Below are 20,657 nucleotides of genomic sequence, written 5' to 3'. Positions count from 1 at the left end.
GAGGGGCAGCGGGGATTAGCCCATCTCCTCCAGGGTCTTGCCCTTCGTCTCCTTGACGAACTTCATGACGAAGGGGATCGAGATCACGGCGAAGGCGCCGTAGATGATGTACGAGCCGGTCAGGCTCCACTCGGACATGCTCGGGAACGTCTTGGTGATCGCGAAGTTGGCGAGCCACTGGGCCGACGCGGCCACACCGAGCGCCGCGGCGCGGATGCGGTTCGGGAAGATCTCGCCGAGCAGCACCCAGACCACCACGCCCCAGGAGAGGGCGAAGAAGAGCACGAAGAAGTTGGCGGCGATGATCGCCGTCAGGCCCTGCGCGTCCGGCAGCGAGACGTTGTCGCCGGTGCCGGTGCGGTACGAGAACGCCCAGGCGCAGGTGAAGAGCGCGAGCGCCATGCCTGCCGAGCCGATGATGGCCAGCGGCTTGCGGCCGATGCGGTCGACGAAGATCATCGCGATGACCGTGCCGACGATGTTCACGATCGACGTCTCGAACGAGTACAGGAACGAGCTGCTCGGGTCCTTGCCGATCGACTGCCACAGCTGGTTCGAGTAGTAGAAGATCACGTTGATGCCGACGAGCTGCTGGAACACCGAGAGGCCGATGCCGATCCAGACGATCGGCAGGAAGCCGACCTTGCCGAGCAGGTCCTTGAACGAGGACTTGTGCTCGCGGCGCATGCCCTCCTCGATCTCGGAGACGCGGGCGTCGAGGTCGATCTTGGTTCCCTCGACCTCGCCGAGGACCTTCTTGGCCTCGGTGTTGCGGCCGACGGAGATGAGGAAGCGCGGCGACTCGGGAATCGCGAAGGAGAGCAGGCCGTAGAGGAGGGCCGGGATGACCATGACGCCGAGCATCAGCTGCCAGGCCTCGAGGCCCAGGAGCTTGCCGCGCTGGTCACCGTCCGCCATGTTCAGGATGGCCCAGTTGACCAGCTGGGAGACGGCGATGCCGATGACGATCGCGGCCTGCTGGAACGAGGCGAGGCGGCCTCGGTAGGCGGGCGGTGCGACCTCGGCGATGTAGGCGGGGCCGATGACGGACGCCATGCCGATGCCGATGCCGCCGATGAAGCGCCACATCGTCAGGTCCCACGCCGCGAACGGCAGGGCGGAACCGACGGCGCTCGCCGCGAAGAGGACGGCGGCGATCTGCATGCAGCGGATGCGGCCGATGCGGTCGGCGATACGGCCGGCGATCGCGGCACCGACGGCGCAGCCGAGCAGTGCGGTGGCGATGATCCAGCCGAGCATGTTGGCATCGACGTCGAACCGGTGCTGGATGGCGACGGTCGCGCCATTGATCACCGAACTGTCGTAGCCGAACAGGAAGCCACCCATCGCGGCGGCCGCCGTAATGAAGATGACATGGCCGAGATGGTCCGGCTGGGCCTCTCTGCCGTGGCCGGGCTGCGGCGCCTTCGTTGTGCTGGTCACATGGACTCCTCGGGCCACCGGCAACATCGCCGGGGGTGGGGGTGAGCACTTCAAGTGGCGCACAACTTCACGCCGCCCACCACCTGAAGGTAAAAGCAACGTTGCAGAGACTATGCCTTCAAGTTTCGAAGTCAATACCTGGGTTCCTGTGAATTTAAGGGACCCTTGGAGCGCGGTTCGTTCAAGTCTTGAAGTTATGGAGATGGCGTGACGAAGTGATCTTGCGCGGGGCTACCGGAGCCGCTGGCTGATCACCTTCGAGACGCCGTCGCCCTGCATGGACACGCCGTACAGCGCGTCGGCGACCTCCATCGTCCGCTTCTGGTGCGTGATCACGATGAGCTGCGAGGCCTCCTGCAGTTCCTCCATGATCCGGATGAGCCGCTGCAGGTTGGTGTCGTCGAGCGCGGCCTCGACCTCGTCCATCACGTAGAAGGGACTCGGCCGCGCCTTGAAGATCGAGACGAGCAGCGCGACGGCGGTCAGGGACCGCTCACCGCCGGAGAGCAGCGAGAGCCGCTTGACCTTCTTGCCGGGCGGGCGCGCCTCGACGTCGACACCGGTGGCGAGCATGTTGTCGGGGTCGGTCAGGATGAGCCGCCCCTCGCCGCCCGGGAAGAGCCGCGAGAAGACACCCTCGAACTCACGGGCGGTGTCCCGGTAGGCCTCGGTGAAGACCTGCTCGACGCGCTCGTCCACCTCCTTCACCACTTGCAGGAGGTCGGTCCGCGTCTTCTTCAGGTCCTCCAGCTGCTCGCTCAGGAACTTGTGACGCTCCTCCAGCGCGGCGAACTCCTCCAGGGCCAGCGGATTCACTTTCCCGAGCTGCTGGTACGCCCGTTCGGCTGACCTCAGCCGCTTCTCCTGCTCACCGCGGACGTACGGCACGGGCCTGTTGCGCGGGTGCTCCGGGGCCTCCGGAAGCTCCTCGCCCTCGGCCGCGGGGGAGGGCGGCACGAGCTGGTCGGGGCCGTAGTCGGACACGAGTCCTGCCGGTTCCACACCGAGTTCCTCCAGTGCCTTGGACTCCAGCTGCTCGATCCGCAGCCGCTTCTCGGCACCTAGTACCTCGCCTCGGTGAACTGAATCAGTCAACTTGTCGAGTTCCGCCTTGAGGTCGCGCCCCTGGCCCCGCTCGGTGGCCAGATCCCGCTCCCGCACCTCCTTGGCACGCTCGGCGGCGCCACGCTCCTCCTGTGCCCGTACGAGGGAGACCTCGACGTGCGCGAGCAGTTGCCGCGCACCACGGGCGACGGCCTCGGCGACCGCGGCCTCGTGCCGCATCCGCGCCTTGCGCTGCTCGGCACGCGCGCGTGCCTCGCGCTCGGCGCGCGCGGCCCGGTCCAGCGAGTCGGCGCGTCCCGCCAGACCCTTGACCCGCTCCTCGTGCGTACGCACCTGGAGCCTGGCCTCCATCTCGGTCTGCCGGGCGTTGGCCCCGTCGGCGGCGAGCCGGTCGCGCACCGAGGTGTCGGGCTCCTCCTCGACCGGAGCCTCCTCCGCAACGGCCAGACGCTCGGCCAGCTCCTCCGCGTCCTCGACCGCCTTGTCGAGCGCCTCCTGGGCCTTCGCCGCGGCGGCCGCACTGCGCTCGGCCTCGCCCGCGGCGCCGCGGGCCTGCCCGGCGAGCGCGCCCAGCTGCTGGGCCACGGCGGACTTCTCCCGGTCGGCGGCGCGCCTGCGCTCCCCCAACTCCTCGACGAGCGCGGCCACCTCCTTGCGCCGCTCGCCTGCTTCCCGCTGAGCGTGCGCCAACTCCTCGCACTGCTCGGCGAGTTGCTCCAGCTCGGCCGCCGCCTCGTCGACGGACGCCTGTACTTCGATCAGGCTGGGCGCCCCGGCAGACCCGCCCTGCGCGAAGTGCGCCCCGAGCAGGTCGCCTTCGGCGGTGACGGCGGTGAGCTCCGGATGGGCGTAGACGAAGTCCTCGGCGTCCTCAAGGGTGCCGACGGCGACCATCCCCCGCAGCAACCGCCGCACCGACGGCATCAACTCCTCGGGCCCGCGCACCAGTTCGGCGACCCTGGGCGGCCCTTCGGCACTCCCCTGCCCTGCGTCACCGGGGTCGGCTTCCGGCGCCCCCGCGAGGAGCAGCGCGGCCCGCCCCGCGTCCTGCTTGCGCAGCAGCCGGATGGCCTCCGCCGCCGACGCCGGTGTGGTCACGGCGATCGCGTCCGCCGCCGCGCCGAACGCCGCCGCGACCGCGACCTCGTACCCCGGGGTGATCGACAGCAGCTGGGCCGCGGGACCGAGCAGCCCCGCCAGGCGGTCCTTGGCGGCGAGCAGCGCCCCCGTCCCGTCCTTGCGCCGCAGGCCGAGCGCGAGCGCCTCGTGCCGGGCGGCGACCGCGGCGCGCTTGCGTTCGGCGGCGGTGGCCGCTTCCCGGGCGGCGGTCAGCGCGCCCTCGGCCTCGGTGAGGGCACGCTTCGCCTCGTCGTGCCGCTCGCCTAGCTCCGCGTCACCGGCGTCGAGCCCGTCGACCTCCGCCTTCAGCTGCTCGTACTCCTCCTGGGCGGCGACCGCGCGCTCCCCCGCCTCGTCGCGCGCCACGGCGAGGCGGTCGATCTCGGCCTGCGCGGAGCCCGCCCGCGAGCGCGCCGCGTTGACCTGGCCGTGCAGCCGCGCGAGGCCCTCGCGCCGATCGGCGATGGCCCGCGCCACGTCCTTGAGGCGGCGCTCCTCGACGGCCAGCTCCCGCTCCAGGTCGGCGCGGTGGCCGACGGTGTCCTCCAGGGCGTGCTCCGCCGCCTCCAGGGCGGCTTCGAGCTCCGCCTCCTGCTCGCGGATCCGCGCGGCCTCGCGCTCCATGTCCTCGGGGTCACGGCCACGCCGCTCCTCCGGGGGCGCGGCGGTGGCGCTCTTGACCCGGGCGTCGGCCAACGACACCGTGCCGCGCACCCGCTCGGCCAGCTGCGACAGCTCGTACCACGTCTGCTGCGCCCGCTGGAGCCGTGGCGTGAGGCGGCGCACCTCGTCCTCGAGCTCCGCCTCCCGCTGGAGCGCCTTCTTCAGCTCGGCCTCGGCGGTGTCCTTGCGCCGCTTGAGCTCCGCCTCGTCGGCCACTTCGGTCCGCAGCGCGTCCCGCATCCGTACGAGATCGTCGGCGAGGAGCCGCAGGCGGGCGTCGCGCAGATCGGCCTGGATGACGGCGGCCCTGCGCGCCACGGCGGCCTGCCGGCCGAGCGGCTTGAGCTGACGCCGCAGCTCGTCGGTCAGGTCCTGTACGCGGGCGAGGTTGGCCTGCATCGCGTCGAGCTTGCGCAGCGCCTTCTCTTTGCGCTTGCGGTGCTTGAGGACGCCCGCGGCCTCCTCGATGAAGGCGCGGCGGCCCATGGGGTCGGCGTGCAGGACGCCGTCGAGCTGGCCCTGGCCGACGATGACGTGCATCTCGCGCCCGATGCCGGAGTCGGAGAGCAGTTCCTGGATGTCGAGCAGCCGGCAGGTGTCGCCGTTGATCTGGTACTCGCTGCCGCCGTTGCGGAACATGATCCGCGTGATGGTGACCTCGGCGTACTCGATGGGCAGCGCGCCGTCGGAGTTGTCGATGGTGAGGGACACCTCGGCACGGCCGAGCGGCGGGCGCCCGGTGGTGCCGGCGAAGATGACGTCCTCCATCTTGCCGCCGCGCAGCGACTTGGCGCCCTGCTCGCCCATGACCCAGGACAGCGCGTCCACGACATTGGACTTGCCGGAACCGTTCGGTCCGACGACGCAGGTGATGCCCGGCTCGAACTTCAGCGTCGTCGCCGACGCGAAGGATTTGAAACCGCGCAGTGTCAGGGCCTTGAGGTGCACGCCGCCGGACTCTACCTGTCACTCATCGTTTCACCCAGGAAGATGCAGGGCACATCAGACGGTAAAGAAGACGGTTCACGAGGCGACAAGAAAGAAGGGACGCCGAAGCGTCCCTTGCAGATCTGGACAAGCGGCTGACATGGGCAGCCTGACCACATGCGTTAACAGGCATCCCACAGACCGGAGCACGCGTGACGCGAAGAGGCGTTACGCACGGTCGTGTGAGGTGAGCGCCTTGCTGAAGGTGATGGTCAGGTGAGCGCAGGCTCCGCCTGGGGTACGTCGATGCTCTCCAGGAGCGATTCGTGAGAAGCGGCAGCCGCGAGCGCGTCGTTTTCGGCCTGGATCTTCACGAGCTCAGATTCCAGGTCTTGGACGCGTTGCTGGAGCCGTCGCATCTCGGCGAGAAGTCGCGGGTCGGAACCGCCGACGTAACCGAGAAGCGCCTTTGCCATGATGGATGGTCCTCCACAATGAGTGACCGACCGAAGCGGTGTGGGTCGTGAGGGAATCGCACCCGCGGTGCTTGGCACTCGTTGTTCGTGCTGGTCTTGCAGGGCCGTTCTCACATGCCAAACAGCTAAGGTGCGCGGGGCTTCCAGAGTCTCACCAAAAAGTTTGACGGTCAACACGATCACGCCCCGTATTGGCGGGCAACCCGGGGGCCTGCGGCCGTTGAAACGGCGGCGCTGCCTCTGCTGCGGGGCCCTGAGGGCGTGTCGATCATCCTTCACCCGGGAGCCTGCCACGACGGGACGTTCTTGGCAACCACCAGGTGTTTTCTGCCCCGGGCAGTTGCCACGACCACACCGGAGCGGGCCCGCCGGACAGCTCTTCGTCAGCGAATCGCGAAGGTGTCGTAGATGCCGCGCGGAGTGTCCCAGATCTCAGTGACACCGTCGACGCGGCCGGGTGTGTCGCCCGTGCGCAGCCAGTCGAGCAGCCCCTGGGCACCCGAGCGGGGCCCCTCGGCGACGACCTGCACACGGCCGTCCTCCAAATTGAGAGCAAAACCACTCAGACCCCCGATCTCCAGAGCCTTGGCCCGCGTGAACCAGCGAAAACCCACGCCTTGCACCTGGCCACGCACCCAGGCCGTGACTCTGACTTCTTCGTTCATGGGTGCACGCTAACCGGCCAATTGCTCTCGGAGCACTTCGTCCCCATGCGCCATCGCGTACAGTCCCGACTCGATGAGCCTCACTCGTATGGGTGAGCCACGTTGACCACTGAGGACGAGGAAGGCCAGGAGATGGGACGCCACCGCCGCTCCGGCGCAGGGGCAGCCGCCACCGGCCGCGCCACTGGGGTCTCCGACACATACGCGGGCGGGCACGCCGGCGTCCCGGAGCCCCGCCCCGCCACCGTGTCACACCGCCGCAAAGGCCGTACGGCACCGGTGCGCACCGGCCTGCTCGGGGTCTCGGCAGCCGTGGCGATGGGTGCCGTGGCGGTCGCGTCCGGCCTGATCCCGGGCGCCGACAACTACTCCCTGGGCGGTGGCGGCGACTCGAACAAGGTGCGTGCCGCCACGACTCCCAGCGAGGTGTCGCCCCAGGGCGGCGACACGGGCACCGCCGAGCGCGAGTCGGCCCCGCCGAGCCGCGGCTCCGAGCGCCCGGACGCCCCGGCCCCCTCTCCGTCGCAGTCCACCGAGAAGCCCTCGGCCGAGCCGTCGAAGAAGCCGTCGTCCAAGGCTCCCGCTCCGTCCAGGACCGAGGAGAAGAAGAAGACGACGCCCCCGAGCCCCTCGCGCAAGCCTGCCGAGAAGACCAAGGCCCCGCCGTCCCCGAGCGCGAAGTCTCCGTCCGCGGAGAGCGTCGCCGAGGCGGACGTGCTCACCCTGGTCAACCAGGAGCGGGCCAAGGTGGGCTGCTCCCCCGTGAGCGGCGACGCCGCGCTGGCCACGCTCGCCGGTGACTTCAGCTCGGACATGGCCGAGCGCGACTTCTTCGACCACACCGACCCGGACGGCGCGACCCCGTGGGACCGCGCCGAGAAGGCCGGGATATCGGACCTGGGCGGCGAGAACATCGCCCGCGGCCAGGCCAATGCGCAGTCCGTGATGGACGCCTGGATGAACAGCCCCGGCCACCGCGCCAACATCCTGAACTGCGACTACAAGACCATGGGAGTCGGTGCGCACTTCGCGCCGGGCGGCCCGTGGTGGACGCAGGACTTCGGCTTCTAGAGCCCCTCATTGGGAGCACTAACTTCCAGTTAGCGCCACCCCTGGGTCGGCGCTGTGCGGGAGTATGCTGACTGCATGGACTCCCCCGCTCAGACCGACGCCGCCCAGGACCTGGCGTTTGACGTGTTCTCCAAGCAGTGCCCCTCGCGCGGCACCCTGGAGCACGTCACCGGACGCTGGGGCGCACTCACCCTGGGCGCGCTGCACGAGGGCACGTTCCGTTTCAACGAACTGCGCCGCCGGGTCGACGGCGTGAGCGAGAAGATGCTGTCCCAGACGCTGCACGCACTGGAGCGCGACGGCCTGGTCCACCGCGAGGCGCAGCCCACGAATCCGCCGCGGGTGGATTACGAGCTGACCCCGCTGGGCCGGGAGATCACCGACCGCCTGATGAACCTCATCCACTTCGTGGAAGGCAGGATGGACGGCGTGCTCGAAGCCCGCGACCGCTACGACAAGCGGGCGACCGGCGGCCGCTGACAGCGCGGGCAGAAGTAGCTGGAGCGGTTCATCCAGGGGCGTCGGCGCATCGGCGTACCGCAGCGGCGGCACGGCTCGTCCTCACGTCCGTAGGCGTCGAGCGACCGCTCGAAGTATCCGGACTCGCCGTTCACGTTCACGTACAGGCTGTCGAAGCTCGTGCCGCCGACAGCCAGCGCCGCGTTCATCACATCCCTTACGTGGCCCAGGAGTTGGGCCGTGCGCGGACGGGTGAACGTGGCCGTGGGACGCTCGTAGTGCAGCTTCGCCCGCCAAAGGGCCTCGTCCGCGTAGATGTTGCCGACGCCGCTGATCAACGACTGGTCGAGCAGGGCCCGTTTGATCGTTGTACGCCGTCGGCGCAGCGCGGCGTGGAAGGCCGCGTCGTCGAACTGCTCGTCGAGCGGATCGCGTGCGATGTGCGCGATGACGTCCGGCAGCCCGTCCGGGGTGGTCTCGTGCAGCGAGAGACCGCCGAAGGTCCGCTGGTCGACGAAGCGCAGCTCGGTGCCGAGCGCATCGGCGAACCGCACGCGGATCCTCAAGTGCTTCTCGTCGGGCGCCTCTTGGGGCTGGACGAGCAGCTGCCCGCTCATGCCGAGGTGCGCGAGGATCGAGGTGCCGCTGTCCTCGAGCGGCAGCCAGAGATACTTTCCGCGCCGCATCGCCGTACCGACCCGGTGCCCTTTGAGGCGGAGACCGAAGTCGTCGCCGCCCGCGAGGTGCCGCCGCACGGAACGCGGATGGCGCACCTCGACATCGGCGACGGTCCGATGAGCCACCCACCGCTCAAGACCGCGCCGGACGACTTCGACTTCGGGCAGCTCGGGCACGGGACTACTCCGGGGCAATCGGGTGGGTGGGCGGGAAAAAATACCGCGAAGCGGCGAAAAAGCTGGTGCCGGCCACCCGTAGGGCAACCGGCACCAACAGTAAAGCTGCTGTCAGGCAGACGAGGCTTCGGAGCCCTCGTCAACCTCCGCGGCAGCGGCAACAGCAGGAGCCGAGGCGGCGGCTTCCGCCGCCTTGATCCGCTCATCCGCGGCAGCGCGAATTTCACGCCACGCGGACTCCGCGGCCTGCTGCTCCGCTTCCTTCTTGCTGCGGCCGGTGCCGGTGCCGTACGAGACGCCTCCGACGCGGGCGGCAGCAGTAAAGGTCTTCTCGTGGTCCGGGCCGCTCTCCGTGACGAGATACTCGGGCACGCCGAGGCTCTCGGTGGCGGTGAGCTCCTGGAGGCTGGTTTTCCAGTCCAGGCCCGCGCCCAGGTTCGAGGACTTCTCGATCAGCGGGTCGAAGAGCCGGTGTACCAGCTCGCCCGCCGCGTCCAGACCCTGGTCCAGATAGACCGCGCCGATCACCGCTTCAAGGGTGTCGGCGAGGATGGATGCCTTGTCCCGGCCACCCGTACCCTCTTCGCCCCGGCCGAGCCGGATGAAGAGGCCGAGTTCGAGGCCACGACTGACCTCCGCCAACGCACGCGAATTGACCACCGCGGCCCGCAACTTGGCCAGCTGGCCTTCGGGCAGGTCGGGGTGGGCGCGATAGAGCGTGTCCGTGACGACGAGACCGAGCACCGAGTCCCCGAGGAACTCGAGCCGCTCATTCGTCGGCAGACCGCCGTTCTCGTACGCGTACGAACGGTGGGTCAGTGCACGCACCAGAAGGGCGGACTCGAGTTTGTACCCGAGCCGCCCTTCCAAAAGCGTGTGGGACGAGGCCGTGTTCTCCGCCTGCTTCTTGGCGTTTGCAGCCTTTTCAGCGTGGGCGTCTTCCGCCATCTTGTGGCTAGACACGGTGCCTCTCACCAGCCGCTCAGACCTCGAGGACCTGGCGCTTGTTGTACGTGCCGCAGCTCGGGCACGCGATGTGCTGCAGCTTCGGCTCCTGGCAACGCTCGCACGAAACCAGGGTGGGGACCGCAGCCTTCCACTGCGACCGGCGGTGGCGCGTGTTGCTGCGCGACATCTTCCGCTTCGGAACAGCCACGGCTACTTCTCCTGCTTCTCGTCGACGCCGGCTTCGGCGCCGCTCACGTCGTCCTTCTCGCCGTCCTGGATGGTCCCGGCGAGTCCCTGCAATGCCGCCCAACGAATGTCGACGGCGTCATGGTGGTGGTCCGGGTCGTCCGCGAGCCGTGCCCCGCACTGGGAACACAGGCCCGGACAGTCGTCCCGGCACACCGGCTGCATCGGCAGTGCAAGCACCACCGCATCACGCAGCACAGGCTCGAGGTCGAACAAGCCGTCCTCGAGATAGAGCCTGTCCTCGTCGTCCTCGGCGTCGTCGGCCGGTTCCGCGGTGCGGCCCCGGTCGTCGGCGTCAGGGTACGAGAACATCTCCTGGAAATCCGCTTCCACCTCAAGCTTCAGCGGCTCCAGACACCTTACGCACTCCCCCTCGGCCGACGCACGGGCGGTGCCTGTGACAAGCACCCCTTCCATGACCGACTCAAGGCGGATCTTCAGCTCGACCGGAGCGCCTACCGGCACTCCGATGACCCCTTCGATGCCGAGGACGGCCGGCGAACCGGGCGCTTCGACGGAACGGGTCAGCCGCTGCAGCGCACCGGGACGCCGACCCAGCTCGTGTGTGTCGAACACGAGTGGGTTGCGGTGGTCAAGGCGAGCACTCAGGGCTTTTCCTGCTTTCGAATCCTGGAAGTTCAAGGGCCGCCCAAAACGAGCTTCGCTCGTCAGCCGGGCAGCCTGGATCGCGGACGTACGCGCGACCGAAGAACCAGGATACTGGACCTTTCGCTCACGGCCCAATCCGGTCCTGCGAGGACCACGGACCGGGCGTCAGCGGCCCTGTTCGTACTGGCGCAGCTGCTCCGCCGTGATCATGCCGGTGTCGAAGAGGCTGGTCTCGTCGAGCACGCCGGGCGCCTGGTGATGCTGCTGCTGCGGCTCCGCGTACCCCTGCTGCTGGGACTGGTCGTACCCCTGCTGCGCGTATCCGTAGGGATCCTGCTGCTGATAGCCGTACGGATCCTGCTGGGCGTACTGCTGCTGGTAGCCGTACGGATCCTGCTGCTGGTACGCGTACGGGTCCGGCTCCTGCTGGGGCGGCGCGTACGGCTGCTGAGCCGGGATCTGCGGGGGCGCCTGGGGAGGCTGCGGGGCCACAGGGGCGGGGGCTGCGGGGGCCGCGGGCGCCGTGGGATCGGTGAGGCCCGCGAGGTACTCGGCGTCCGTGGTGTGCGCCTGCGACCCTCCGAGGCCCTCGGCGAGGGCCGCGAGGTCGTCGGCGGGCGCCCGGCCGTGCAGGGTCTGGCGGCCGCGGCCGACCGCCTCCAGGGTCTTGGCGAGGACCGCCTCGAAGGCGCCGAGCTTGGCGTCGACGTACGCGTCCGCGTCGCGGCGGAGCGTCTCGGGGTCGTGGCTGCGCTGCGGGGCGTCCTCGTCCTCGTAGCCCTGCTCGTCGAGGCCGGGTCCGGTGCCGAGGAGCTTCTCGCGGCCGCGGCCGACCGAGCCGAGGGTCTTGGTGAGGACGACCTCGAAGTTGGCCAGCTTGCTGTCCACGTAGTCGTCGGCCTCGACGCGGACCTCCTCGGCGGCCTGGCGGGCCTCGGCGAGGATGCGTTCGGCCTCGCCCTGGGAGTTCCGGGCGACCTCCGTGTCGGAGATCAGCGAACCGCGCTCGGCGTGCGCGGTCTCGATGATCCGCTCCGCCTCCTGGCGGGCCTGCTCGACCAGCTGCTCGCGGCCGCCGATGAGCTCCTGGGCCTGGGCGAGGGAGCCGGGCAGCGCCTGGCGCACCTCTTCGAGCATCGACAGCAGATCGGCGCGGTTGACCACGCACGAGGCCGACATCGGCATGGACCGGGCGCTGCCGACCGCGTCGACGATCTCGTCGATCTTCTTCTGCACGTCCACCGTGTGCTCGCCACTCTCTACAGCTGGTTGGAGACGGACGGCACGACTGTAAGGCCAGTCGGCGGCCGACCGACACCGGGTGACGGGCTGTCAGTTCGCCCGGAGGGCCGTCACTTCTTGCCGATGCGCTCGGTCAGCGCCTCGTGGACCACCGGCGGCAGCAGGTGGGCGACGTCGCCGCCCCAGGCCGCGACCTCCTTGACGAGCGAGGAGGACAGGAAGCTGTACGTGGGGTTGGTGGGCACGAAGAGCGTCTCGACACCCGAGAGGCCGTTGTTCATCTGGGCCATCTGCAGTTCGTAGTCGAAGTCGCTGACCGCGCGCAGACCCTTGACGATGGCCGGGATGTCGCGCTGCTTGCAGAAGTCGACGAGGAGGCCGTGGAAGGACTCGACCTCGACGTTCCCGAAGTCGGCGGTCACCTCGCGGATCAGCTCGATCCGCTCGTCGACGGTGAACAGGCCCTTCTTCGACTGATTGATCATCACCGCGACGTGCACCACGTCGTACAGCCTGGAGGCGCGGGCGATGATGTCGAGGTGTCCGTTGGTGATGGGGTCGAACGACCCCGGACAGACGGCGCGGCGCAACGTGAGTCCCTCGCTCTCCGGTCCGGTCATGGCGCGATCACTGAGTCGTCGCACGTAGAGGCGGCGCGACCGTACCAAAACGTGCTTTCGCCGTAGCGACGGGACCTCAGTGCTTCGAAGCCGTCGGGCCAGCCGAATTCTCCGCCTCTGGTACTGCGTTCAACGGTGACGAGCGCATCGTCCGTGAGCCAGCCCCCGGCGCGGAGTGTGAGCAGGATCTCGCGAAGATCGTCATCGGTGTCGGCGTACGGAGGATCGAGAAAGACCAGGTCGTACGGGGTCGTGGGGGCGCCGCCCTGGATGATCTGGGTCGCTTTGCCCGCCCTGACCTCGGCGCCGGGCAGGCCGATCGACTTCACGTTCTCCCGGACGGTGCGCGCCGCGCGGGCGTCGGCCTCGACGAGCAGGGCGTGGCCCGCCCCGCGCGAGAGCGCTTCGAGGCCGATGGCACCGGACCCGGCGTACAGGTCGAGGACGCGTGCGCCGTCCAGCGTGCCCTGCAGGGCCTGCCAGGTGGAGAACAAGCCCTCGCGTGCGCGGTCGGTCGTGGGCCGTGTGCCGGTCCCTGGCGGGACGGCGAGGCGACGTCCGCCGGCCACACCGGCGATCACGCGGGTCATCTGAGTCCTTGTCGGTGTACGTACGGGTGGTCCGGCCCCAGTCTCTCAGCCCCGATGCCCGCGCCGCCTGTCAGCCCTTGTCGAGGTACTGCTCGCGCTCGTCGTCCAGGAGGGCGTCCAGGGCGGTGCGCAGCTCGGGCAGGTGCTCCAGATCCGGGTCGGCCGAGACCACCGACACGGCCTCCTCGCGGGCCTCGGCGATGATCTCCTCGTCCTCGATGACGGCGAGCATGCGCAGGCTGGAGCGGACACCGGACTGCGCCTGGCCGAGGACGTCGCCCTCGCGGCGCTGCTCCAGGTCGATCCGGGAGAGCTCAAAGCCGTCGAGCGTGGCGGCCACGGCTCCGAGGCGGCCGCGGGCGGGGCTGGCCTCGGGCATCTCGGTGACCAGGAGGCAGAGGCCAGGGGCCGAGCCACGGCCGACGCGGCCGCGCAGCTGGTGCAGCTGCGATACGCCGAAGCGGTCGGCGTCCATGATCACCATCGCGGTGGCGTTCGGGACGTTCACTCCGACCTCGATGACCGTCGTCGCGACCAGGACCTGGGTCTCGCCCGCGGCGAAGCGGCGCATCACCGCGTCCTTGTCGTCGGGCTGCATGCGGCCGTGCAGGACCTCGACCTTGAGGCCGCTCAGCGGGCCGCGGGCGAGCTGCTCGGCGACCTCGATGACGGCGAGCGGGGGCCGCTTCTCGGCGGTGGCCTCCTCCTCGGCCTTCTTCTTGGCCTTCTTCGGGTCGTCGTCCTCATCGCCGATCCGGGGGCAGACCACGTACGCCTGGTGGCCGTTCTCGACCTCCTCGCGCACACGCTCCCACGCGCGCGCCAGGAAGTGGGGCTTGTCCTCGGCCGGGACGACATGGCTTGCGATGGGTGACCGGCCCGCGGGGAGCTGGTCGAGGACCGAGGTCTCCAGGTCGCCGAAGACCGTCATCGCGACCGTGCGCGGAATGGGCGTGGCCGTCATGACGAGGAGGTGCGGGGGCTGCTTGCCCTTGCCGCGCAGGGCATCGCGCTGCTCGACCCCGAAGCGGTGCTGTTCGTCGACGACGACGAGGCCGAGGTCGTGGAACTGGACCTTGTCCTCGATCAGCGCGTGCGTGCCGATGACGATCCCGGCCTCGCCTGTCACCAGGTCGAGCAGGGCCTGCCGCCGCCCCGCCACCCCCATGGAGCCGGTGAGCAGCGTGACCTTGGTGCCCTGGTCCGAGCCGCCGAGCATGCCGCCCTCGGCGAGTTCGCCCATCATCTCGGTGATCGAGCGGTGATGCTGCTGCGCGAGAACCTCGGTCGGCGCAAGCATCGCCGCCTGCCCACCCGCGTCCACGACGGCAAGCATCGCGCGCAGGGCCACCATCGTCTTGCCCGAACCGACTTCGCCCTGCAGCAGGCGATGCATCGGGTGTTCCGTCGCCAAGTCGTCGAAGATCTCCTTGGAGACCTTTTGCTGGCCCTCTGTGAGGGTGAAGGGCAGCTTGGCGTCGAAGGCGTCGAGCAGGCCGCCCTCGCGGGGGCGGCGGGCGGTCGCGGGGAGTTGCGCGTCCGCGTACCTCCGGCGGGCCAGGGCCACCTGGAGGACGAAGGCCTCGTCCCACTTCAGGCGGGCGCGGGCGGATTCGATGTCGGCCTTGGTCTGCGGGCGGTGGATCTTCAGGAGCGCTTCGGGGAGCGGGATCAGTTCCCGTCCTTCGCGCAGGCTCGGCGGCAGCGGGTCGACGGCCTCCTGTGCGCTGGGCAGGACCGCGTCGACGGACTTGGCGATCTTCCAGGACTCCAGCTTGGCGGTGGCCGGATAGATCGGGATGAGGGCGCCTGCCCAGGAGTCGACCGCGTCGTCGGCGTCGCCCTTGAGGAGTTCGTACGCCGGGTGGGCGAGCTGCATCTTTCGGTTGAAGACCGATGCCTTGCCCGCGAACATCGCGCGCGTGCCCGGCAGCAGGTCCTTGTGCGGCTTGTGGATGCCCCGGCCGAAGAAGACCAGCTGGAGCTGGCCGCTGCCGTCGGTGATCGTCACTTCGAGGCGCTGGCCCCTGCCGCCGTTGAACGTGAGGATGCGCGCCGTGGCGACCTGGGCGACCACCGTGACGTGCTCGTCCAGCGGGAGGTCGGCGAGGCGGGTGAGCTCGCCCCGCTCCGCGTACCTCCGCGGGTAGTGGTGCAGCAGGTCGCCGACCGTGTGCAGGTCCAGGTGCTCGGCCATCACCTTCGCGGTGGCGGGACCGACCACTTTCTTCAGGGGTTCTTCGAGCGCGGGCACGAGATCCATTGCACACCACTCCACTGACAATTCGGCGTACGTCCCCGAAATCCGCTGGTCAGGAACACCGAAGGCAGGGTTATTCCACGCCGATCAGGAGCAGGGCCGATTGGCGTCCGCCGCGGTAGACCACCGTGTCCACGGCCAGATGCACCTCGCGCACATGCTTCTCCAGGTCGTCGCCGAGGCTGTCCGGCACGTCGTCGCCGAGCACCAGCGTGACCATCTCGCCGCCCGCCGCCAGCATCCGGTCGAGGACGGACCGTGCGGTGCGCGTGGTGTCGTCGCCGATCAACGCGACGTCGCCGTCGATCAGGCCGAGGACGTCCCCGGCCTGGCAGATGCCCGCCATGGTCCACGACTGCCGCTCGGCGACGGCCAGTTCGGCGTATCGCGTCGCGCCGGCCGCCGAGGTCATCGCGACGACGTCCTCGTCGAAGCGGCGGTCCGGCTCGTGCACGGCCAGCGCCGCGATGCCCTGGACCGCGGACCGGGTCGGGATCAGCGCCACCCGCACCCCTTCGGTACGGGCCTGCTCGGCCGCGGCCGCGGCGGTGTGGCGCAGCTCGGCGTCGTTGGGCAGAAGCACCACCTCGCGCGCGTGGGCCCGCCGGATCGCGTCGACGAGCTCTCCGCTGGCGGGCGGCTCCCCGGGGCGCGTGGGCACGGTGGTCGCACCCGCGTCGGCGTAGAGCCCGGCGAGCCCCTCCCCCGGCACGACGGCGACGATCCCGCGCTGCACCCGCTCGCGGGGCGGCTGCGCGGCGCCCGCGGTGTGCGCGTCGCCCACCCCGAAGTGAGTGATGCGGATGCGGTGGGGCCGCCCTGCCTCGACGCCGGCCTCGACGGCGGCACCGGCGTCGTCCACATGGACGTGGACGTTCCACAGCCCGTCGCCGCCGACGACCACGAGCGAGTCCCCGAGCCCGTCGAGCCGCGTCCGCAGCCGGGCCACAGCGGTGTCGTCGGCCTCCAGGAGGTAGATGACCTCGAAGGCGGGGGCGGCACCGTCGGCCGGGGCGTCCTGGCACTCCACGACGGCACTGCCCGCGCCCTCGGCCGTCCGTGGAGGCGCGGCCCGCAGCGGCAGCGTCCCGCCCGACAGGGCCCCCACGAGCGCCCCGAGCACCGCCACGAGCCCGCGCCCCCCGGCGTCCACCACTCCCGCACGGCCGAGCACCGCGAGCTGCTCCGGTGTCGCGTCCAGCGCCCGGCACGCACCGTCGTACGCGGCCCGCGCCACCGTCCCGCAGTCGCCGTCGGCGCCCGAGGCCGCGTCGGCAGCGGCGGCCGCCACCGTGAGGACCGTGCCCTCCACGGGGTGGGCCACCGCTTGGTAGGCCGACTCGGCGGCCCGGTGCAGTGCGAGCGCCAGCGCCCGGCCGTCGGCGTGATCCGTGTCATGGTCGGCGCCCAGGACCTGCGCCATGCCCCGCAGGAGCTGCGACAGGATCGTGCCCGAGTTGCCGCGGGCCCCGATCAGCGCTCCGTGTGCCATCGCCCGCGCGGCCTCGGCCAGCGTGGGGTGGGTCGGATCCAGGCCGGTGAACGCGGCGTCGACCGCCTGGGATGCCGATTCCACGGTCAGATAGAGGTTGGTTCCGGTGTCTCCGTCCGCGACCGGATAGACGTTGATCGCGTCGATCTCCTCGCGGGCCCTTCCCAGGGCGTCCAGAGCGAGGCCACACCAGGCGCGCACCGCGACGGCGTCGAGGTTCTGCGGCACCTGCTCGCCTCCTAAGGGCATCCGGAATGGACGCAGCGTAGACCGGGAAGGGCGAAGGGCCCGGGGCGGGGCCTGGGCGAGACATGGTAGTTTCGTTCTACCGAAGCAGTCGTTGTATGCTGCTCCGGTTGCCCGATACCCATCGGGACATTCCTCCTGGCAACGCCACCCACGATCATTGCACTGATCCCGGCATGCCGGGATTACCCGTAAGTGCATCTGAAGTCTTGGAGTGACCCGTGGCTGCCAACTGCGACGTCTGCGGCAAGGGGCCGAGCTTCGGCAACAACATCTCGCACTCTCACCGCCGTACGTCCCGTCGCTGGAACCCGAACATCCAGCGCGTTCGTGCCGTGGTCAGCGGGACGCCGAAGCGGCTCAACGCCTGCACCTCGTGCATCAAGGCCGGCAAGGTCTCGCGCTGACGATTGTCCCCAAGCTCCTAATGAGCAGGGGATGCCCCAATGCGCGGCCACCTAGCTGGTTGCTGAAAGAGCCGGTCCCCTTCGGGGGACCGGCTCTTTCGTGTGCCCCCTCGCTCAGGTGCTCACTCCACGTCTCCGTTGTCCCCGAAGTGATCCCAGCCCTTGCTGGTCCAGGGCGCGCCGTCCACCGTCACCTGGGGCAGGGCCGAGGGGTTGAGGACCTCGCCGATGACCTTCCAGCGGGCGGGCAGCTTCACGTCCGGCGGGAACGTCGCCACGATGGCGTGGTCCTCGCCGCCGTTGAGCACCCACTGCAGCGGGTCGACGCCGACGGCCTGGCCGATGTCGTTCATCTGGGTGGGCACGTCGACGTCTCCGGAACGGATGTCGATGCGCACCTTGCTCGAGTCGGCGATGTGGCCGAGGTCGGCGATGAGCCCGTCGCTCACGTCCGTCATCGAGGTGGCGCCGAGGCCGGCGGCCGCGGGGCCCGCGTGGTACGGCGGTTCGGGCCTGCGGTGGGCCTCCACGAAGGCGCGCGGTGAGCGGAAGCCGCGGGAGAGCACCGCGTGCCCGGCGGCGGACCAGCCCAACCAGCCGGTGACGGCGACGACATCGCCGGGCTGGGCACCGGCGCGGGTGACCGGCTCGTGGTTGCGCAGATCGCCGAGCGCGGTGATCGCGACGGTGATCGTGTCGCCCCGTACGACGTCTCCGCCCACGACCGCGGCTCCCGCGACCTGGCATTCGTCCCGCAGGCCGTCCATGAGCTCGGTGGGCCAGCTGGCGGGGAGTTCGGCGGGCACGACCAGGCCGAGGAGGAGCGCGGTCGGTACGGCGCCCATGGCGGCGATGTCCGCGAGGTTCTGCGCGGCGGCCTTGCGTCCCACGTCGTACGCCGTCGACCAGTCGCGGCGGAAGTGCCGCCCCTCCAGGAGGATGTCGGTGCTCGCCACGACCCTGCGGTCGGGGGCCGACACGACGGCGGCGTCATCGCCGGGGCCGAGCCGGACGGCCGGGGTGGACGTGAGCCGGGAGGTGAGTTCCCTGATGAGCCCGAACTCCCCCAACTCGCCGACGGTTCCCTTCACCGGGACTCACCATGCCCTTTCACGCTGCTCGGCTCGCGGTCGCGAGCCGTCACTGTCATAGGTACGGTCGATATGACCGTCAACTTCTGTTGCCCGTCCCCCACGATGTGCGCGCCACAGCTCCCCCGGGTCTCCCCGTGGGAAGCGGCGACGCGGTACCGTGGCGTCCCTTCTCCCCACATGATCCTCGTGGCCGCCCTGGAGGTTCCGTGGTACAGGCGTACATCCTGATCCAGACAGAGGTCGGCAAGGCGTCGACCGTCGCCGAGCTGATCGGCAAGATCGCAGGAGTGATCCAGGCCGAGGACGTGACCGGACCCTACGATGTCATCGTGCGCGCCCAGGCGGACACGGTCGACGAACTCGGCCGCATGGTGGTCGCCAAAGTCCAGCAAGTGGACGGCATCACCCGGACCCTGACCTGCCCCGTCGTGCACCTGTAGCCCCCGTCTACCCTTGGCCGGTGAAGATTTCCCGTCGCCGGCGTCGCTGCCTCGTCTCCGCTCCCGCCCTCGCACTGCTGATCGCGTCCGCGGGCTGCTCCTCAGCAGACGAAGCGGCAAAGGCTGCGGTTCCCACCCCGGACAGCAAGGTCACCGAACTGTGCCGGAACCTGGACAAGCGGCTGCCGAAGAAGGTCGACGGTCTGAAGCGCGCTGATCCCGAGCCGAAGTCGGAGCTGACCGCCGGGTGGGGAGACCCGGCGATCATACTGCGCTGCGGTGTCGCCAGACCGCCGAAGATGAACGACCCCGAGGCGGACGGCGTGACGGCTGACGGCGTCAACTGGCTGATGGAGCAGCAGGACGACGGTTCGTTCCGCTTCACGTCCACGCTGCGCAAGGCGTACGTGGAGATCACGCTGCCCGAGGAGCGTGCGGGGAGCGGCGTGAGCCCGCTGACGGACTTCGCCGCCCCCGTCAGGAAGACGATCCCCAAGGGGATCGCCTAGCGCCTCCCGCGAGGGGCTAGCGCAGCCCCGTCGACCGGTTGAGGGCCGCCTGGACGAGGCGGTCCACAAGCTCGGGGTAGCTGACGCCGCTCGCCTCCCACATCTGCGGGTACATCGAGATGGGCGTGAAGCCCGGCATGGTGTTGATCTCGTTGATCACGAACCCGTCCTCGGTGAGGAAGAAGTCCGCGCGCACCAGGCCCTCGCAGGACGTGGCCTCGAAGGCGTCGACCGCCAGCCGCTGGATCTCGGCGGTCTGCTCGGGCGTCAGCGGGGCGGGCACGATCCCGGGCGTCGAGTCGATGTACTTCGCCTCGAAGTCGTAGTAGTCGTGCGACTGCACCGGCGGGATCTCGGCGGGCACGCTCGCGCGCGGCCCGTCCTCGAACTCCAGGACCCCGCACTCGATCTCGCGGCCGCGCAGCAGCGACTCGACGAGGATCTTGGGGTCGTGACGGCGGGCCTCCTCGATCGCCTCGTCGAGGCCCTCGAAGGAGTCGACCTTCGTGATGCCCATCGAAGAGCCCCCGCGCGCGGGCTTGATGAACAGCGGCCAGCCGTGCTCGCCGGCGAACTCCGCGATCTTCTTGCGGGCGGTCTGCTGGTCGCGGTCCCACTCGCGCGGGCGGATCACCAGGTACGGGCCGACGGGGAGCCCGAAGGAGGTGAACACCCGCTTCATGTACTCCTTGTCCTGGCCGACGGCCGACGCGAGCACCCCGGCGCCCACGTAGGGCACTCCGGAGAGCTCCAGGAGCCCCTGGAGGGTGCCGTCCTCTCCGTAGGGACCGTGCAGCATCGGGAAGACGACGTCGACCTCACCGAGCGCCTTGGGCACGGAGCCGGGCTCGATGTAGACGACCTCGCGGTTGCCGGGGTCCAGGGGCATGACGACGCCGCCGTCGGCTGATTCGGCCAGCGCGTCGACGTTGGGCACCTGCCGGTCGGTGATCGCCATGCGGTCGGGATCGTCGGCGGTCAGGGCCCAGCGGCCGTCCGTCGTGATGCCGATGGGCAGGACGTCGTACTTGGTGCGGTCGATGGCACGCAGTACGGCGCCCGCCGTGACGACCGAGATGCCGTGCTCCGAGCTGCGGCCGCCGAACACGACGGCCACACGCGGCTTGCGGAGCGGCAGCCCAGAGCTCTGCTCGGGGCGCGGCTCGGGGCTCTGGGGGAGGTTCTCGCTGCTCATATCGGCTTGAGGGTACC

Annotated in this window: 20 protein-coding genes; 5 read left to right on the top strand and 15 right to left on the bottom strand. The window is 69.9% G+C overall.

From position 1 onward, the window contains the following. Positions 1 to 15 precede the first annotated feature (15 nt). The 4 genes from ACZ5U5_RS37320 to ACZ5U5_RS37305 all read right to left on the bottom strand — a co-directional run bounded on the left by ACZ5U5_RS37320 (position 16) and on the right by ACZ5U5_RS37305 (position 6,358). Positions 16 to 1,470 carry a sugar porter family MFS transporter gene (locus tag ACZ5U5_RS37320; protein WP_469030853.1) on the bottom strand — a complete coding sequence of 485 codons (1,455 nt, stop codon included), beginning with the start codon at positions 1,468 to 1,470 and terminating at the stop codon, positions 16 to 18. Positions 1,471 to 1,674: 204 nt separating this feature from the next. Beyond that, positions 1,675 to 5,238 (bottom strand): chromosome segregation protein SMC, encoded by a 3,564-nt coding sequence (smc, locus tag ACZ5U5_RS37315; protein WP_469030851.1) that lies wholly within the window; start codon positions 5,236 to 5,238, stop codon positions 1,675 to 1,677. A 251-nt stretch (positions 5,239 to 5,489) separates the two neighbouring features. Further along, positions 5,490 to 5,693: a hypothetical protein gene (locus ACZ5U5_RS37310; RefSeq protein WP_135333243.1), complete on the bottom strand. Its 204-nt coding sequence runs from the start codon at positions 5,691 to 5,693 to the stop codon at positions 5,490 to 5,492. 383 nt (positions 5,694 to 6,076) lie between these two features. Further along, entirely contained in the window at positions 6,077 to 6,358 is a 282-nt protein-coding gene (locus tag ACZ5U5_RS37305; RefSeq protein WP_469030850.1) for an acylphosphatase, read from the bottom strand. 132 nt (positions 6,359 to 6,490) lie between these two features. On the opposite strand from ACZ5U5_RS37305, the gene ACZ5U5_RS37300 reads away from it, so the two are divergent. Both ACZ5U5_RS37300 and ACZ5U5_RS37295 read left to right on the top strand, forming a co-directional pair. Then, positions 6,491 to 7,429: a CAP domain-containing protein gene (locus tag ACZ5U5_RS37300; protein ID WP_469031029.1), complete on the top strand. Its 939-nt coding sequence runs from the start codon at positions 6,491 to 6,493 to the stop codon at positions 7,427 to 7,429. 75 nt (positions 7,430 to 7,504) lie between these two features. Further along, on the top strand, positions 7,505 to 7,909 hold the full coding sequence (locus tag ACZ5U5_RS37295; protein WP_469030848.1) for a winged helix-turn-helix transcriptional regulator: 405 nt from the start codon (positions 7,505 to 7,507) through the stop codon (positions 7,907 to 7,909). On the opposite strand, the gene mutM is transcribed toward ACZ5U5_RS37295, so the two are convergent. The 9 genes from mutM to ACZ5U5_RS37250 form a co-directional block, all read right to left on the bottom strand. Continuing rightward, positions 7,879 to 8,742 (bottom strand): bifunctional DNA-formamidopyrimidine glycosylase/DNA-(apurinic or apyrimidinic site) lyase, encoded by an 864-nt coding sequence (mutM, locus tag ACZ5U5_RS37290; RefSeq protein WP_469030846.1) that lies wholly within the window; start codon positions 8,740 to 8,742, stop codon positions 7,879 to 7,881. The two genes, ACZ5U5_RS37295 and mutM, sit on opposite strands and share 31 nt — an antisense overlap. Before the next feature lie 111 nt (positions 8,743 to 8,853). After that, the gene (rnc, locus tag ACZ5U5_RS37285; RefSeq protein ID WP_469030844.1) at positions 8,854 to 9,717 is read right to left on the bottom strand and encodes a ribonuclease III; all 864 of its coding nucleotides are present in this window, start codon (positions 9,715 to 9,717) and stop codon (positions 8,854 to 8,856) included. Between the two features lie 7 nt (positions 9,718 to 9,724). Next, positions 9,725 to 9,898: a 50S ribosomal protein L32 gene (gene rpmF, locus ACZ5U5_RS37280; RefSeq protein WP_003965982.1), complete on the bottom strand. Its 174-nt coding sequence runs from the start codon at positions 9,896 to 9,898 to the stop codon at positions 9,725 to 9,727. Positions 9,899 to 9,900: 2 nt separating this feature from the next. Next, on the bottom strand, positions 9,901 to 10,578 hold the full coding sequence (locus ACZ5U5_RS37275) for a YceD family protein (RefSeq protein ID WP_469030843.1): 678 nt from the start codon (positions 10,576 to 10,578) through the stop codon (positions 9,901 to 9,903). Between the two features lie 132 nt (positions 10,579 to 10,710). Continuing rightward, positions 10,711 to 11,787, bottom strand: coding sequence for a cell division initiation protein (locus tag ACZ5U5_RS37270; RefSeq protein WP_469030841.1), 1,077 nt, complete (start codon positions 11,785 to 11,787; stop codon positions 10,711 to 10,713). A 110-nt stretch (positions 11,788 to 11,897) separates the two neighbouring features. Next, positions 11,898 to 12,377, bottom strand: a complete 480-nt coding sequence (gene coaD, locus ACZ5U5_RS37265) for a pantetheine-phosphate adenylyltransferase (protein WP_365824281.1) — start codon at positions 12,375 to 12,377, stop codon at positions 11,898 to 11,900. A gap of 26 nt (positions 12,378 to 12,403) precedes the next feature. Continuing rightward, on the bottom strand, positions 12,404 to 12,997 hold the full coding sequence (gene rsmD, locus ACZ5U5_RS37260; RefSeq protein WP_469030839.1) for a 16S rRNA (guanine(966)-N(2))-methyltransferase RsmD: 594 nt from the start codon (positions 12,995 to 12,997) through the stop codon (positions 12,404 to 12,406). A 70-nt stretch (positions 12,998 to 13,067) separates the two neighbouring features. Beyond that, positions 13,068 to 15,260, bottom strand: coding sequence for an ATP-dependent DNA helicase RecG (recG, locus tag ACZ5U5_RS37255; protein WP_469030838.1), 2,193 nt, complete (start codon positions 15,258 to 15,260; stop codon positions 13,068 to 13,070). Between the two features lie 70 nt (positions 15,261 to 15,330). Further along, positions 15,331 to 16,998, bottom strand: a complete 1,668-nt coding sequence (locus ACZ5U5_RS37250; RefSeq protein ID WP_469030836.1) for a DAK2 domain-containing protein — start codon at positions 16,996 to 16,998, stop codon at positions 15,331 to 15,333. A gap of 218 nt (positions 16,999 to 17,216) precedes the next feature. On the opposite strand from ACZ5U5_RS37250, the gene rpmB reads away from it, so the two are divergent. Continuing rightward, positions 17,217 to 17,402 (top strand): 50S ribosomal protein L28, encoded by a 186-nt coding sequence (gene rpmB / locus ACZ5U5_RS37245; RefSeq protein ID WP_160507429.1) that lies wholly within the window; start codon positions 17,217 to 17,219, stop codon positions 17,400 to 17,402. Between the two features lie 122 nt (positions 17,403 to 17,524). On the opposite strand, the gene ACZ5U5_RS37240 is transcribed toward rpmB, so the two are convergent. After that, positions 17,525 to 18,493, bottom strand: a complete 969-nt coding sequence (locus tag ACZ5U5_RS37240; protein WP_363212506.1) for a thiamine-phosphate kinase — start codon at positions 18,491 to 18,493, stop codon at positions 17,525 to 17,527. A gap of 209 nt (positions 18,494 to 18,702) precedes the next feature. Between ACZ5U5_RS37240 and ACZ5U5_RS37235 the strand changes: the two genes are divergently transcribed. Continuing rightward, positions 18,703 to 18,936, top strand: coding sequence for an Lrp/AsnC ligand binding domain-containing protein (locus ACZ5U5_RS37235; protein WP_361720591.1), 234 nt, complete (start codon positions 18,703 to 18,705; stop codon positions 18,934 to 18,936). A 26-nt stretch (positions 18,937 to 18,962) separates the two neighbouring features. Beyond that, positions 18,963 to 19,445, top strand: coding sequence for a DUF3515 domain-containing protein (locus ACZ5U5_RS37230; protein ID WP_469031027.1), 483 nt, complete (start codon positions 18,963 to 18,965; stop codon positions 19,443 to 19,445). Between the two features lie 16 nt (positions 19,446 to 19,461). Here ACZ5U5_RS37230 and ACZ5U5_RS37225 read toward each other — a convergent pair whose 3' ends face one another. Continuing rightward, positions 19,462 to 20,640 carry a D-alanine--D-alanine ligase family protein gene (locus ACZ5U5_RS37225; protein WP_469030834.1) on the bottom strand — a complete coding sequence of 393 codons (1,179 nt, stop codon included), beginning with the start codon at positions 20,638 to 20,640 and terminating at the stop codon, positions 19,462 to 19,464. Between the last annotated feature and the right edge of the window lie 17 nt (positions 20,641 to 20,657).

This window comes from Streptomyces sp. NPDC033177 (assembly GCF_055577715.1).
The sequence above is the reverse complement of the archived record's forward strand: the minus strand, read 5'-3'. Positions and strand labels throughout refer to the sequence as shown.

Excerpts from the sequence above, each read along its gene's own strand:
- ACZ5U5_RS37295 (WP_469030848.1), top strand. The coding sequence starts at position 7,505 with ATGGACTCCCCCGCTCAGACCGACGCCGCCCAGGACCTGGCGTTTGAC.
- ACZ5U5_RS37225 (WP_469030834.1), bottom strand. The coding sequence starts at position 20,640 with ATGAGCAGCGAGAACCTCCCCCAGAGCCCCGAGCCGCGCCCCGAGCAG.
- ACZ5U5_RS37305 (WP_469030850.1), bottom strand. The coding sequence starts at position 6,358 with ATGAACGAAGAAGTCAGAGTCACGGCCTGGGTGCGTGGCCAGGTGCAA.
- ACZ5U5_RS37250 (WP_469030836.1), bottom strand. The coding sequence starts at position 16,998 with ATGCCCTTAGGAGGCGAGCAGGTGCCGCAGAACCTCGACGCCGTCGCG.
- ACZ5U5_RS37310 (WP_135333243.1), bottom strand. The coding sequence starts at position 5,693 with ATGGCAAAGGCGCTTCTCGGTTACGTCGGCGGTTCCGACCCGCGACTT.
- ACZ5U5_RS37320 (WP_469030853.1), bottom strand. The coding sequence starts at position 1,470 with ATGTTGCCGGTGGCCCGAGGAGTCCATGTGACCAGCACAACGAAGGCG.
- recG (WP_469030838.1), bottom strand. The coding sequence starts at position 15,260 with ATGGATCTCGTGCCCGCGCTCGAAGAACCCCTGAAGAAAGTGGTCGGT.
- rsmD (WP_469030839.1), bottom strand. The coding sequence starts at position 12,997 with ATGACCCGCGTGATCGCCGGTGTGGCCGGCGGACGTCGCCTCGCCGTC.
- ACZ5U5_RS37300 (WP_469031029.1), top strand. The coding sequence starts at position 6,491 with ATGGGACGCCACCGCCGCTCCGGCGCAGGGGCAGCCGCCACCGGCCGC.